14 protein-coding genes are annotated in these 15176 nt (G+C 42.1%); 6 read left to right on the top strand and 8 right to left on the bottom strand.

The genetic code is table 11. The features are described from left to right. Positions 1-11: 11 nt before the first annotated feature. From FHX64_RS05150 to FHX64_RS05165, 4 genes are all read left to right on the top strand, one after another. Entirely contained in the window at positions 12-665 is a 654-nt protein-coding gene (locus FHX64_RS05150) for a 4'-phosphopantetheinyl transferase family protein (RefSeq protein WP_183412736.1), read from the top strand. Positions 666-684: 19 nt separating this feature from the next. Then, positions 685-2124, top strand: a complete 1440-nt coding sequence (gene sufB, locus FHX64_RS05155) for a Fe-S cluster assembly protein SufB (RefSeq protein ID WP_183412737.1) — start codon at positions 685-687, stop codon at positions 2122-2124. A 93-nt stretch (positions 2125-2217) separates the two neighbouring features. Then, entirely contained in the window at positions 2218-2922 is a 705-nt protein-coding gene (locus FHX64_RS05160) for an SAM-dependent methyltransferase (RefSeq protein ID WP_183412738.1), read from the top strand. An 87-nt stretch (positions 2923-3009) separates the two neighbouring features. After that, positions 3010-4470, top strand: a complete 1461-nt coding sequence (locus tag FHX64_RS05165; protein ID WP_183412739.1) for a hypothetical protein — start codon at positions 3010-3012, stop codon at positions 4468-4470. An 8-nt stretch (positions 4471-4478) separates the two neighbouring features. Here FHX64_RS05165 and FHX64_RS05170 read toward each other — a convergent pair whose 3' ends face one another. The 4 genes from FHX64_RS05170 to FHX64_RS05185 all read right to left on the bottom strand — a co-directional run bounded on the left by FHX64_RS05170 (position 4479) and on the right by FHX64_RS05185 (position 7605). Further along, a complete protein-coding gene (locus FHX64_RS05170) occupies positions 4479-5111 on the bottom strand; it encodes a ribonuclease H1 domain-containing protein (protein ID WP_183412740.1) in 633 nt (210 codons plus the stop codon). Between the two features lie 295 nt (positions 5112-5406). Then, on the bottom strand, positions 5407-6444 hold the full coding sequence (locus tag FHX64_RS05175) for a hypothetical protein (RefSeq protein WP_183412741.1): 1038 nt from the start codon (positions 6442-6444) through the stop codon (positions 5407-5409). Between the two features lie 391 nt (positions 6445-6835). Continuing rightward, positions 6836-7396, bottom strand: a complete 561-nt coding sequence (locus tag FHX64_RS05180) for a YdeI/OmpD-associated family protein (protein WP_183412742.1) — start codon at positions 7394-7396, stop codon at positions 6836-6838. A gap of 29 nt (positions 7397-7425) precedes the next feature. After that, a complete protein-coding gene (locus tag FHX64_RS05185; RefSeq protein WP_183412743.1) occupies positions 7426-7605 on the bottom strand; it encodes a hypothetical protein in 180 nt (59 codons plus the stop codon). A 257-nt stretch (positions 7606-7862) separates the two neighbouring features. Between FHX64_RS05185 and FHX64_RS05190 the strand changes: the two genes are divergently transcribed. Both FHX64_RS05190 and FHX64_RS05195 read left to right on the top strand, forming a co-directional pair. After that, positions 7863-8420, top strand: coding sequence for a hypothetical protein (locus FHX64_RS05190; protein ID WP_183412744.1), 558 nt, complete (start codon positions 7863-7865; stop codon positions 8418-8420). 173 nt (positions 8421-8593) lie between these two features. Next, on the top strand, positions 8594-9808 hold the full coding sequence (locus tag FHX64_RS05195; protein ID WP_183412745.1) for an IS256 family transposase: 1215 nt from the start codon (positions 8594-8596) through the stop codon (positions 9806-9808). Between the two features lie 292 nt (positions 9809-10100). Here the strand turns inward: FHX64_RS05195 and FHX64_RS05200 are convergent, their stop codons facing one another. The 4 genes from FHX64_RS05200 to FHX64_RS05215 all read right to left on the bottom strand — a co-directional run bounded on the left by FHX64_RS05200 (position 10101) and on the right by FHX64_RS05215 (position 14942). Then, positions 10101-11372, bottom strand: coding sequence for an IS256 family transposase (locus FHX64_RS05200; protein ID WP_246392280.1), 1272 nt, complete (start codon positions 11370-11372; stop codon positions 10101-10103). Positions 11373-11702: 330 nt separating this feature from the next. Beyond that, on the bottom strand, positions 11703-12050 hold the full coding sequence (locus FHX64_RS05205; protein WP_183412746.1) for a hypothetical protein: 348 nt from the start codon (positions 12048-12050) through the stop codon (positions 11703-11705). Positions 12051-12197: 147 nt separating this feature from the next. Then, complete coding sequence (gene mnmE / locus FHX64_RS05210; protein WP_183412747.1) at positions 12198-13598, bottom strand: tRNA uridine-5-carboxymethylaminomethyl(34) synthesis GTPase MnmE; 1401 nt, start codon at positions 13596-13598, stop codon at positions 12198-12200. A gap of 267 nt (positions 13599-13865) precedes the next feature. Beyond that, the gene (locus tag FHX64_RS05215) at positions 13866-14942 is read right to left on the bottom strand and encodes an NADH:flavin oxidoreductase/NADH oxidase (protein WP_183412748.1); all 1077 of its coding nucleotides are present in this window, start codon (positions 14940-14942) and stop codon (positions 13866-13868) included. Positions 14943-15176 lie beyond the last annotated feature (234 nt).

Genomic DNA, 15176 nt, shown 5'->3' on the forward strand with positions numbered 1-15176 from the left:
TCGCATAGTTCATGCTTATTCAAAAGAAATGGACACATGAAAAGGCGCTCATCGGCATCTGGCATATCACCGAGACAGAAGATCAACTCCTTTCATTGCACAATTATCCTGTAAAATGGCTTAATGAATTACAGGCAATTTCGCATTCGGGAAGACGATGCGAAAAATTAGCCGTACGCGCCTTGCTCCGAGAATTAACTGGGGCTGATCATACAATTCTTTATGACGAAAACGGAAAGCCGTATTTAGAAGATGGCAGTTTCAAGATAAGTATTTCACATACAACCGGATACGCCTGTATCATCTTACACCCAGACATGGCAGTGGCTATCGACATTGAAGCAAATACACCACGCGCGGCAAAAATTCAGCAACGATTTTTAAGCCCTTCGGAACTCAAACTGGCAAATCATTCGCCTGGATTTGTTGTACCTTTGTTGTTGTGGACGGCAAAAGAGGCCTTGTACAAGTTGATTTCCAATCCATCCGTAGATTTTGTACATCATTTACAAGTTATTGATATAAAGATGGATAAACAGGAAATGAAGGGATGTGTGAAAGACACTGAAACATCGTTTACATTATACTTTAACATAGAGACCGATTTTGTACTTACTTATGTTTGTTCGAACCTTGAACATAAGAGCCCACAAAATCTTGAATAATATCAAATATGTACGCATTATGGACAGTAAACAAAATATCAACGAATTAACCGACAAAGAATACAAGTACGGTTTTGTAACAAATATTGAAGCAGACACCATTCCGAAAGGACTTAACGAAGACATCATCCAGACTATCTCCATGAAAAAAGGAGAACCGGAATGGTTATTGAAATTCCGACTGGATGCCTATCGCCACTGGCTAACATTGAAAATGCCGACTTGGGCGCATCTTAAAATAGACAAAATTGATTATCAGGATATCATCTATTTTTCAGCACCTAAAAAGACCTCCCCGAAATCGCTCGAGGAAGTAGATCCGGAATTGCTAAAAACGTTTGACAAATTAGGCATTCCCCTGCATGAACAGAAACAACTGGCGGGTGTTGCAGTGGATGCTGTCATGGATAGTGTATCTGTAAAGACCACATACAGGGAAAGTCTGGCAGAGTTGGGCATTATCTTTTGTTCCATTAGCGAAGCTGTAAAAGATTACCCGGATTTAGTCAAAAAATATTTGGGTTCTGTTGTTTCTTACCGTGACAACTTTTTCGCTGCTTTGAATTCTGCCGTTTTCACAGACGGTTCATTTGTATATATTCCCAAAGGCGTTCGTTGTCCGATGGAATTATCTACCTATTTCCGCATCAATGCAGCCAATACAGGTCAATTTGAACGCACCTTAATTGTGGCCGACAGCGACAGCTACGTTTCCTACCTGGAAGGATGCACAGCCCCCATGCGTGATGAGAACCAGTTACATGCTGCCATCGTCGAAATTTATATCCATGACCGGGGTGAAGTGAAATATTCAACCGTACAAAACTGGTATCCGGGCGATAAAGATGGCAAAGGAGGAATCTATAACTTTGTAACAAAAAGAGGATTATGCAAAGGAGAATCTTCCAAGCTTTCATGGACTCAGGTAGAAACCGGCTCTGCCATCACATGGAAATATCCGAGTTGCATTCTTGCCGGCGATAACTCTGCAGGTGAATTTTATTCTGTAGCCGTAACCAACAATTATCAACAAGCCGACACCGGCACAAAAATGATTCACATTGGAAAAAACACCCGGAGCCATATTATTTCCAAAGGGATCTCCGCAGGTAAAAGTCAGAATAGCTATCGCGGGTTGGTGAAAGTTTCGCAACGGGCAGAGAATGCCCGGAATTATTCCCAATGTGACAGCTTGCTGTTAAGCAGCACTTGCGGAGCGCACACTTTCCCTTACCAGGAGGTAAGCAATGACACGGCACAAATTGAACACGAAGCTACCACATCAAAAATAGGCGAGGATCAAATCTTTTATTGCAATCAGCGGGGAATCTCCACCGAAGAGGCTATCGGACTTATTGTCAACGGATATGCAAAAGATGTTCTCAATAAACTTCCGATGGAATTTGCAATTGAAGCCCAAAAATTATTACAAATATCACTTGAAGGATCAGTCGGATAAACATAAGAAACAAGCCATAAAATAACTCATGTTCAAGCAAATGATTGTTTTGGCGAGGTTCATACATCTTTAGTGTAAAAATAAAATCAACGTATGAAAGGTACTCTTTACATGCTTCCGACAACACTCGGTGATGTCGATTTACGCGTTGTTCTTCCTGATTATAACCTGGAAATTATCAATCGTCTGACCCATTTCATTGTCGAAGATGTACGGACGGCACGGCGTTTTTTGAAAAAAGTCAATTCAAAAATCGACATTGATGCGCTTACCTTTTTGATTCTTAATGAACAAACTCAGGAGAAGGAGTTACCTGCCCTTTTGCAACCTTTGAAAGAGGGTCATGATGTGGGAGTGCTGTCCGAAGCGGGATGTCCTGCAGTTGCCGATCCGGGAGCCGACATTGTCCGCCTGGCGCAACTCGAAGGGATTCGTGTGGTGCCTTTGGTAGGCCCCTCTTCTTTGCTGATGGCGCTGATGGCTTCAGGATTCAACGGACAAAATTTTGCTTTTGTCGGATATCTTCCCATTGCCTTCGACAAACGTGTCAAAGCCTTAAAGATATTGGAGAAAAGGGCAATAACTGAAAATCAGACACAGATCTTCATTGAAACTCCTTACCGGAACATCAAACTGATGGAAGAAATGGTGGAACATTTACAACCTGCAACTCATTTGTGTGTTGCAGTAGATATTTCCATACCGACGGAATCAATTCTCACGAAAAGCGTAGCTGCATGGAGAAAAGCGTTACCTGATATTCAGAAAAAGCCCACCGTATTTTTAATCAACAAATAGCAAAACAGATATATTTCAGCATCATTGCCATAGCCTTATTGAAAGATTTATTTTATAACCATCCAATTACATGATTTCAAATCTTTAATGCGATCTATTGTTACACTGTTTATCGTCCTGTTTGCCCTTTTATTGACGAATTGCACAGAATCTAAAATTGCATTTGGCTCAGATGGAAAGCTGGCCTTCTCATGCGACACACTTTCCTTCGATACGGTATTTTCTACCATAGGGTCGACAACCCAAGACTTCATGGTATACAACCGCAGCGGCAACCCGGTAACGATCAAATCAATTCAACTGGTTAACGGAACGGCAAGCGGGTTTCACATCAATGTTGATGGAACCAATCTGACGGACAACGAACTTCAAAACATAGAAATTAAAGCCCACGACAGCATTTATGTTTTTGTCTCCGTCACCGTCAATCCGCAACAACAAAACAATCCTGTATTGATTGAAGATTCGGTTTTATTCGAAACAAATACAAACAGGCAGATCGTAAAACTATTGGCATACGGACAGGATGTCACTATTTTCCGTTCCAAAACGATTCATAACGACACAACGCTAACGAACGCAAAGCCATATCTTATCTACAATTATCTGGCTATCGACAGTGGAAAAACATTAACCATACAGCCAGGCGCCAAATTTTACTTCCATCAGAACGCATCACTGCAAGTCAATGGTAACCTGATAGCGGACGGCGGACTAGGAGCCAATCAACAAATTACCATGCAGGGTGATCGCATCGACTGGTTATTTCCAGGTGTGCCCTATGCTTATTTATCAGGACAATGGGGAGGCGTTCAGTTATCAGGGGCGCAAAGCACCTATTTGCTCAACCATGTTATTCTCATTGACGGGAAGATAGGCGTTAATATTCCGAACGGAAATAACCAGCATCAACCTATTGTGAACATTGAAAACTCCAGCATTCAGAATTTTGATTCATGCGGTATAGCGGCAAAAAACGCTAACCTGAACATGTATAATTGTGAAATCTCAAACTGCAAATCATATTGCCTGTATTTTGCAGGAGGCACTTACACTTTAACGCACAACACAATTGCAAATTATTATAATGACGTTTACGGCGGGAAACAACGTGACGGAAATCCGTCTGTTGTGCTGATGGATAAAGACAAAGATGCAATCTGGCCATTATCTGTTATATTCAATAATTGCGTCATAACAGGATATTTAACCAACGAACTCTTTCTTCCCGACACACTCTCCTCAAGTCAGTTTAAGTTTCATTTCAACCATTGCTACATCATGTCTCCTGCTATCAGTTCATCCAACATGTCGGGTATGATTTGGGGAAATTCGCAGGATAACATTTTTGTCAATTCTACCATGCAAAATGGTTATTACAATTTCGAACCTGATTCCCTGTCTGTATTACGGGGAAAAGCAGATCCTGCAATCAGCCGCACGACGCCTTATCAATATGACATGAATGGAATTTATCGTTTCTGGAATAATCAGCCTGACATCGGAGCTTACGAATGGATTCCTAAGAATGGCATTCCAAAATCATGACAGGACGCTTACTTTCTACCAAAATCAGCAGGAATTTCACCCCATTGAGCTGAATCCCACTTCAAAACAGAGGTAGTATAGCTATTTTGTTTCAGCCATATTTCTGCACGCTCAACCAGATCAAAAAGAACGTTATTCTTTGCTGTTCGCTCCAGTTTCGACCGGCATTTCTTTGCCCGTATCCATGCCAGAGCAGTCATGCTGTCTGTATAAAGGGGCATCGCACTGTTGATCTGCTTCAGATAGGCCAATCCGTGTACTATCGCCAGAAACTCTCCGATATTATTTGTCCCTTCGTCAAAAGGTCCCTGATGAAAAAGTTCTTTTCCCGAAGCAACATCCACTCCCCTATACTCCATTTTACCGGGATTACCGCTACATGCAGCATCCACAGCTAAACTATTCCGAATGATTGATGGGTTATTTTTCCCAGCAGAAGATATCACTCCTTTATTCTGAGCATGTATCGTTGCCCAATATCCTTGTTTAAAAGCGCTTTCAGCCTCTTCGAGCGTAGGGAATCCCTTGTATTGCGCCTGCTCAAAATGCATAATCTGTGCTTTACATTGCTCCCAATCCGTAAAGATCCCCGTTTGACGTCCTTTCCAGACGACATAGTAACTGTTTTTCCTTTTAGGCATGTAATAAAGTAAGAAGAAAGAACTGACTAGAAAGCAGTTCGTGAAACAAGACAGAATATCAATAGCACGTGCAAAAATAGGAAAGAATTTAAAATAAAAAAAGGGCAGTCTCACGACTCCCCAATCTCTGTTAACCTTAAAATCTAATACTATGAAAAAATCACTTTGCAAAAATAAGAGCTCCTCAAGCAAAAAGCAAATTATTCCCGTTAAATAACATCAACTCTCTGTTAAATTAAGAATATAGATAAGATTATGATACTTTCTGAGCATAATCGGGAACTTTTAGATGCATTCAAGGAGTTGGCCAGTTATGATAGCTCTTGAAGCTTTGCCCGACGTGGAAAATCAGCGTCAACATCTCGGAGTTTTGCCATTTCTTATCTACATCATGTAAACAAACAGCAACCCTTGTCGTTATAAACCGATTATTAATAGGCAAATAAGCAAAGTCAATGCGCCCATAGTTTCCTGAAAGATACATATGATCGCCATAAACAGCATTTAGCGATTGCCCTTTATAGTAAGAAGCATCAATCCCAAACTTGCGGTAATAAGCATGCAACTGCGAGAAAAAGCCAAAATGGAAATCAATAGCTCCGGCTGCCCCAACGAAAGGGCGTTCCCTGTTGTAACTGCCCAGGCTCCCGACCCTGAACGAAAGCGTATTCCAATGCGTCAATGGTGCAAGATTAATACCCAGCAACATTCCATAAGCTCCATTATCGCGGATCGTCTCTCCCGGCACATAATCACCATACAAAGCATCATGATACATATAAAAATAGTGATCCAAAAACAGCAGATTATATCTTAATTCGCCGGAAAGACCTGCCAGAAAAGTTTCACGAACATTAGGCCGCTGGCGGCTTGTCCAATCAATCCAGAAATTCTCATAGCCCCATTTCCACCGCTTTTCAAGATAAGCTCCCTGAATATTTGGCCGGTAGTTATCCAGGGTATCCGTAAGCAAAGCCAAAGGATAATGCAGCAATCCCCGTCGTGGGAAAGATCCGACTATGAACGAAAACTTCGGGGTTTGATAATAATAAAAGAGATCGACAGTCGGTGTATTGCCATTAATCCGGTCTCCGTACTCATACAAGTAATTTACGCCACCCATAAATCCCTGCGTAGTATCCAGCGAAGCACCTGCCATAGCATTCAGGCGCGCCCCAAGCATCGTCTGGGACATCTCATAATTACTGGTATATTCACGGTTGTCAAGGAAATGATTAAAATCAACCTCGTATGCAAACTTTTGCCCGAACGCCAGCATCGGGAACCCCATGAACAACAGCGCGGCTGCAACTAAAAAGCTATTTCTTACCATAGTAGATTTTGTAATGTATAGAAGAGTGAAGAATCAGATCTAATCTTGAGCTAAATGACCTTTTGCCTTTATTGTTATGACTTTTCAGAACCCGGTCAAACAGGCAGCAAAGGTAGTTATTTTAGACGAATATCATAAAGAGGTGTGCATTGGAGGATTTAGTTGACAATGAGAACCGGGAGATAACATCAACCCGTAGATAGTAGGTGGTAGACAGAATCAAATAACTGAATAACTGATAAAACAACAGGAAGTTAAAGAAGATACGGGAAGAACCAGCAGCATTGCCAACAGATTTCTTCTTGATTCTTGGTTCTCAGCTTTACACTTTACACTTTCAACCGTAGTTCTCTTTCGACTCTTGATTCTTGACTTTAGATTTTATCCTATGTCACATTGGTTTCAAATTCCTGTTAAGTCTGTCAATGATTCTCTCTAGCCTGGCTTGACGGGCTTTATCCGATTTGGCATCAAGATAAAATCCGGTATATGTACGCTGTACCGAATGCGACATTGCCAGCAAATTGGTATAAGCAGGCTCATACGGCTGAATGGTCTCCTTAAACATCCGTATTTGTTCATCGTCAATAAGAATACGTTTAGCATTATCCCATGAACCGTTTTTTCTGGCGCGTTCTACAGCTTCTAAACCCTGTTGTGTCATTAACCCTTTTTCCATAAGAGTTTGCGCCAGCTTTTTGTTTTTAACAGACCATTTGCTTTTAGGCATACGGCGCGCAAAATACTTTTTATACGTATTATCGTCAAGAAATTGCATTTGTCCGTCTATCCATCCGTGACAAAGCGCCTCTTCCAGTGCATCGCCAGCAGAGAGTGTGACAAATTTTCTTTTTTTGCCAAAGAGTAGCCATACGCCATCGCTCTCTGTCCCATGTTTGCCAAGCCATTCCCGAAAGGCTTGCCGGTCAGCGAATGTCAATATTTCTTCCATAAGCAATCTAAGAGGTATGACAGGGTAATTTAATCAATGGAAGGATTAGTCAACGACCAATGGCTGTGGATGAGTTTCCACTCGTTATTTTCTTCAAGCCTATACACTTCCGTACAATTCTCTTTCCAGAACGTTTCACCTGAATAGGAGTGCAGATTGTAGGTCAGGACTCCCATTGTATCGGTTTGTCGTACAACGGGATTTATCATTTCGAATGAATCGTCATGATGGCTTCTTCCCTCTTTTTCCTATTCGCTCCACAAACATAAACAATTATTTTCAATCTTACAGCAAAAGATATCAATTAGTTATCAATATTTGATATATTAGTAATGGAGGGGCATAAAGGGATGCAACAATACGGTTATTGAATATAAGGCAGGCCTGAAGAAGAAATAAAAACCGGACATTTATCCGAAAAGTGACTCTCCCCGGGGGAAAAAGTCTGCAAAGAAAAAACATTGTGGTGCATCGCAACGAAAAAGTGTTGCATCGCAAAAACATTGTGGTGCATCGCAACGAAAATGCGTTGCATCGCAAAATCATTGTGGTGCATGGCAACGAAAATGTGTTGCATGGCAAAAACATTGTGGTGCATCGCAACAAAAAAGTGTTGCATGGCAAAATCATTGTGGTGCATCGCAACGAAAATGTGTTGCATCGCAAAATCATTGTGGTGCATGGCAATGAAAATGTGTTGCATGGCAAAATCATTGTGGTGCATCGCAATGAAAATGTGTTGCATGGCAAAATCATTGTGGTGCATCGCAAGGGAAATGTGGTGCATCGCAAAATCATTGTGGTGCATCGCAACGAAAATGTGGTGCATCGCAATGAAAATGTGGTGCATCGCAAAATCATTGTGGTGCATCGCAATGAAAATGTGGTGCATGGCAAAAACATTGTGGTGCATCGCAACGAAAATGTGTTGCATCGCAAAAACATTGTGGTGCATCGCAACGAAAATGTGTTGCATCGCAAAAACATTGTGGTGCATCGCAACGAAAATGTTGCATCGCAATGAAAATGTGTTGCAACCTAAAATATTTAAGAAGCAACCCCAACATTGGTAGTGTCCAAAAATTTGTGTAAACGCATTCTTATCTCATTTATTATTATTTTTTCTTGAGACTGTAAATTAAACTGTGTCAGTAAAGAATAAAATAATTTTATAACTTTACAATACAGTTTATTTTTATGGAAGAATTTGATTACAAGGCTTTTCAAGCCAAAGTTTTAGAACAGATAAAATCTGGCAAACCCCTTTTAGGCAAAGATGGTGCCTTTGCGCCCTTGTTAGAAAATATTCTAAATGCAGCTTTAGAGGGAGAAATGGATGCTCATTTAGATGAAGATGAGCGTAGTTTAGGCAATCGGCGCAATGGACGTATGTCCAAACAAGTTCAAACCCAATTGGGTGAAGTCACCGTTCATACACCCCGTGACCGCCATTCCAGTTTTGAACCTGAGTTTATAAAGAAACGTGAAACAATACTTGCAGAAGGTGTTGCAGACCGTATAATTGGTCTTTATGCCTTGGGGAACAGTACTCGGGAAATAAGCGATTGGATGGAGGAAAACCTTGGAAACAGGGTTTCTGCTGACACAATCAGTTCCATAACAGACCGGGTTCTGCCAGAGATTCAGTCCTGGCGTAGCAGGTCATTGGATAGTGTTTATCCAATTGTTTGGATGGATGCCATTCACTACAAAGTGATGGACGAAAAGAATCGCCCTGTAACACGAGCCATATACAACGTATTGGGTGTTGACCGTAACGGTTACAAAGATTTGCTTGGCATGTATATTTCCAAAAGCGAAGGAGCTAACTTTTGGTTATCGGTGCTCACCGATCTTCAATCAAGAGGAGTAAATGACATTCTAATAGCCTCTACGGACAATCTTAGTGGCTTTTCAGATGCTATAAAAAGCGTATTTCCACACACAGTAGTTCAAACTTGTGTGGTGCATCAAATCCGCAATTCAATTAAATATGTTGCAAGTAAAAATCAGAAAACGTTCATGAAAGATTTGAAGCTTGTTTATCAAGCAGTAAGCAAAGAGCAGGCAGCAATCGAACTCGATAATCTTGATTCAAAGTGGGGAAAGGATTATCCAATTGTCATTAAATCATGGCGTGATAATTGGGAAAAACTAACCGCTTATTTTGAGTTTTCTGATGCTATCCGAAGAATCATATATACCACCAATACCGTAGAAGGCTATCACCGTCAGATAAGGAAAGTTACCAAAAACAAAGGTGTTTTTACCAATGATACAGCATTGGAAAAATTGGTGTATTTGGCCTATCGCAATATCCGGAAAAAATGGACTATGCCTCTGTCAAACTGGGGGTTAACTGCACAACAACTGGCGATTAAATTTCCTGAAAGGTTTAATTTATTTGAATAAAATCACAACATCAAATAAATATCCAGGCATTTTTCTTAGTTTTGCTTCCACCCAACAAAACGATGGTGAAACTTTGTGCCATTGTAATAAAAAACGATTAGGGGGTCGACCCCTAACCGTTTTTGCCCAACAAAACTCAGGATCTTCATTATCCATTATAAAAAATCGGATTAATTGAGTATCTGAAATTTGATAAGAATTGAAACTGACACAGTTTATTTTACGCTACCTTTTTCTTTTCGAATCCCCTCTCAAAATTTTTGAGGGGTTTGAAAAGAAAAAACTTCCGTTTTTATTTTATTCTTAAACTAGTGTCACTAATATTTGCTCTATCAGGATATAAAATCATAAACTGATTGGCAATCAATGGCCAGTTGGAAACTTTTGCACTCCAAGATATTGAGGCTTGTTGGATCGCCAGATACACTGCTTTTTTCATTGCCTGATCATCAGGAAACATCAATTTATTTTTGGTGTATTTGCGTATGCTTCGATTTAGATTTTCAATCACATTAGTGGTATAGATAATCTTTCGTATTTCGGCTGGATAGGTAAAATAGGCTGTCAGATTTTCCCAATTTGCAATCCAGGATTTAATGGCATAAGGATATTTCTCTCCCCATTTAGTTTCCAATTCAGCAAAAGCTTCCCCAGCAGCATCTAAGTTTCGGGCCTGATACACTTGTTGAAGATCATGCATAAAACTCCGTTTTTCCTTTGTCCCAATATAGTTCATCGTGTTTCTTATCTGATGAACAATACATAATTGTGTTACTGTTTCCGGAAACACAGCCTGAATAGCCTGGGTTAGCCCTTTCAGATTATCTGAACAGGCAATTAAAATATCTTTCACCCCTCGTTTCTTCAAATCATCCAACACGTTCATCCAAAATGAAGCCGATTCAGTTTCATTGATCCACATACTAATAACTTCTCTATGTCCATTGGTATTTAAACCGATAATCAGATAAACGCTTTTACTTATTATCTTACCTCCTGAACGAACTTTGATACGAATACCATCTAACCAAACAATCAGATAAGTATCATCCAATGGACGGGTTTGCCAGGCTTCTACATCGCTCATTACCTGATCTGTGATATTGGATATGGACGAAGAACTGATAGTGACACCATAAATGTCTTTTATCTGAGCTTCTATGTCACGAGTCGACATGCCTCGTGCATACAAAGAAATCACAACGCTTTCTATCTTGTCTATTACTTTTTGACGCTTGGGCAAAACGATGGGATTAAACTCACCCTGACGATCGCGGGGAACCTCTATAATTATTTCTCCACTACTGCTCTTTACTAACTTGCGGGTTTTTCCATTACGAGAGTTCCCACTGCCATTTCCTTTGACTGAGTGCTTGTCGTAGCCAAGATGTTCGCTCAACTCACTTTCTAACATCTTTTCTACTCCCCGCTTAAATAGCTTATCCATAAAACCATTTATGTCTTGCATGGTCTTGAAACCCTTGAAAAAATCTGTTGGTAACTGGGAGAAAAGTGCCTCATCTTCTGCACTCAATTTTGATAATACTGATTTCTGCTTTTTCATGTCCTTTTTTTTCTGTTATAAAAATAAGCATTTATTTCTATTTACACAGTTTTTTGGACGGTCTCCCAACATTAAATCCTCCCCTAAAGTCTCCGCATGTTCCCGCACAAATCATTCGCGTGGACAAGATGTTTGGCAAGTACAGTACCCCACAAATATTTGTAGAAAAATGAGTCACCCTCCACCCGTTAAGCGGCAGTGCTACGAAATATGATACAGGCAGGAAGTGTATTACAATGGATCAGGATTCCTGTTATCTGATAAGGGAAACAAAAAACATTCAATTCCTGACAGTTGGAGTTTTGTACTACCGGTAGTTATGGAGATTCTTTATAGTTTTCCGAAATAGTTGGAGATGTCGAAGTAAATGTTTTTATCCTGCCCTTCTGCTGTTACAATCTCAATAATATCATACGGTTTCTTTTGATGGAAAACGAGTGTTTGCATCTTGGTTTGATATCCCGGATAATGATTTTTCAGCCATTGATACTCAGCCGGTACTCCTGTGCTTTCAGAAGAAGCATGGATGATGATAGCTTTTTGATAGGAAGAACCATCCCTCCCGGCATTATTGGCAAGAACCGTTTGCGCGGGAGCAGTCGCATTTGAAAACCTTTTTGTGGTGGAGCAGGAGGCGATCAACAACGCCACAAAAATGAATAAAATAACTTTTTTCATTATAAACAGATTTCGTGGGGTTAATACATTCTTTCAACTGAAGGTGCGCGTATGAATGCAACAAACTAACTCCCTGCATCCTCCGTTATCGCTTAAAGTAGCTTTTGACAGTTCCGATTGCAACTCACATGTTTGTCAATCTAATACCTATTTGCCGATGCAAAACCGGGAGAAGATGGAGCCAAGCACTTCGTCGGGTGTGATTGCTCCGCCGGTAATCGTTCCGAGATAAAAGATCGCTTCCCGGATATCCTGAGACAGGAACTCCCCAGACAGATTTCGCTCCATGCCGTCGATGACGCGCCGGATAGCTGTCCGTGCCATCGATAATGCTTCCTGGTGACGCATATTGGTCACGATCACATCATTGTTGCCAATATGCGGGATCTGCGCCGCCTCCACAATCTTTTGCTCCAGTAGGTCGATGCCCTCGCCCTTCTTTGCCGAGAGGAACACATACGGGTCGCTGTCAGGGAAAGGAAGATCTATCCGTTGTTTGCGTTCTCCGGCAGTTATTTTATCCGCTTTGTTGAGGATGAATATCCGTTTCTTACCGGCTGTCTTTTTTGTTATTTGAGAGATAAAGGTTGCCAGGCTTTCATTGTCGCGGGTAGCGTCGAGCACCACCAGCAGCAGGCTGGCCTGCTCTATTTTGTTAAATGTCCGCTCTATGCCCATGGATTCGATATGGTCGCGGGTGTCGCGTATGCCTGCCGTGTCGATGAAGCGGAACTGAATACCGTCAAGCACCAGCACCTCCTCAATGGTGTCGCGCGTTGTGCCGTGGATATCCGACACAAGCGCCCGCTCTTCATGCAGCAGCTTATTGAGCAGGGTTGACTTCCCGACATTCGTTTCCCCCACAATGGCAACGGGGATACCGTTTTTAATGGCGTTGCCCACGTTGAAGGAGTCGATCAGCCGGCTAATGACGCTATCGATATGATGGATCAGTTCACTCAGTTGGCTGCGGTCGGCAAATTCCACCTCCTCTTCGCTGAAATCAAGTTCCAGTTCAATGAGCGCCGTGAAGTTCAGCAACTGTTCGCGCAGGTCGTTCAGTGCTTTGGAGAACCCCCCTTTTAGTTGTTGCACAGCCAGGCGGTGTGCAGCGGCCGATTCCGACGCGATGATATCGGCCACAGCTTCCGCCTGCGAGAGATCCATCTTGCCATCCAGGAAAGCCCGTTGCGTAAATTCTCCCGGTTGCGCCATCCGGCAACCGTACCGGAGAAGCAGCCGCAGGATCTGTTGTTCGATGTAGGAAGAACCATGACACGAAATCTCTACCAGATCTTCACCCGTATAGGAATGGGGAGTACGGAAAAGGGTAACCAGCACCTCGTCGATCAATGCACCATTCTCCGGGTCGCGGATATCTCCAAACTGCACTGTATGCGACGCCTGCTCCGAAAGCGGATGCGATTTGCGGTGCGGGACGAAAATTTTCCCTGCAACGGAGATCGCATCGATGCCCGAAAGTCTCACTATGGCAATGGCACCCTGTCCCGGGGCAGTTGATAAAGCGCAGATGGTATCGTTGTTCATTGTCTTACTGATGGATAATCCGGCGGTAAACCAGTCGTTTTCGTGTTGTAAAGATACAACAAATTCAAAAAAGTTGCTTGAAATAACAGAGTCTAAAGTCGAAAGAGAACTACTGTTGAACGTTTAAGGTGTAAAGTTGAGAACCAAGAATCAAGAAGAAATCTGTTGGCAATGCTGCTAGTTCTTCCTGTATCTTCCATAACTTCTGATTTTCATTGTCAATTGTCAATTGAATACGACTTTTTTATCTTCGGGCTGTTTTATCATTTATTTATTCGGTTTCGCTCTCTGATATTGTACCGGCCAGGGCATATCGGCATGCAACATTGAAGCTGCTTCAAGACCCAGATAGGGATTTCGCAACCATTCGCGACCTACAATCAGCAAATCAGCATTTTTATTGACCAATAAAGTTTCCATTTGTACAGGATCCACCAACAATCCAACAGCTCCGGTCGGCATTTCTGTCTGGCTTTTGATGCGGGTAGCAAATCCCACCTGATATCCAAAGGCAACAGGAACCTTAGCCGTAGGTATCAATCCCCCAGAAGATATATCCATCAAATCTACCCCATGATGCTTCAAAAGAGCGGATAATTTCACCGAATCTTCCATATTCCATCCATTCTCAGCCCAGTCGGTTGCAGATATACGCACGAACAAAGGATACTCCTGTGGCCATACTGCACGCACAGCATCGACAATCTCCAACAATAAACGGATCCGGTTTTCGAAAGAGCCGCCATAGCTGTCTGTCCTGTGATTGCTCAACGGCGACAAAAACTGATGGAGTAGATAGCCATGGGCAGCATGAATCTCCACAACCTTGTATCCGGCGGCAAGAGACCGTTGTGTGGCTTTTACAAAATCATTGATGACGCGATGAATCCCTTCGATGGACAATTCCTCCGGTAATGGATCTGAATCACGGAATGGCACAGCCGACGGGGCAATAGTTTGCCAGCCTCCCTCATGCATTCCTACCACACTTCCCCCACCCTTCCACTCAGACGAGGTGCTTCCCTTCCGTCCCGAATGAGCTAACTGAATGCCGGGGACAGCCCCCTGAGCCGAAATAAAATCGGTGATACGGCGCAAAGGCTGAACATGCTCTTCTTTCCATATCCCTAAATCATCCGGCGAGATACGACCTTCGGGGGCAACAGCAGTGGCTTCCTGCAGAATCAAACCTGCACCTCCAACAGCCCTGCTTCCGTAATGAACCAAATGCCAATCATTGGCAAACCCGTCTTCGGCAGAATATTGACACATAGGTGACACAACAAGCCGATTCCTTAAAATGACTTTCCGCAATTGTAACGGTGAAAATAAAATAGTTGACATATATGTACTGATTAATTGATTTACAAAGTATTCCAATAATGACATCAAAGTTTTCCCTTCCGCCGGCGCAAGTTCCGGATTTCTCCATCCCCCTACTTCGCTATCTTATAACCGGCGTTCATGGAATTACACTTATAGAAAGGTCAAATATAGTCCATTTTCAACAAAAAAGCGACAGCTTGAAGTGCCATCGCTTTAGATTGAAGGATCGAAGGACAAAAGGAGTGAGTAAAA

Source organism: Microbacter margulisiae (genome assembly GCF_014192515.1).
In the GTDB taxonomy this organism is placed as follows: Bacteria; Bacteroidota; Bacteroidia; order Bacteroidales; family Paludibacteraceae; genus Microbacter; species Microbacter margulisiae.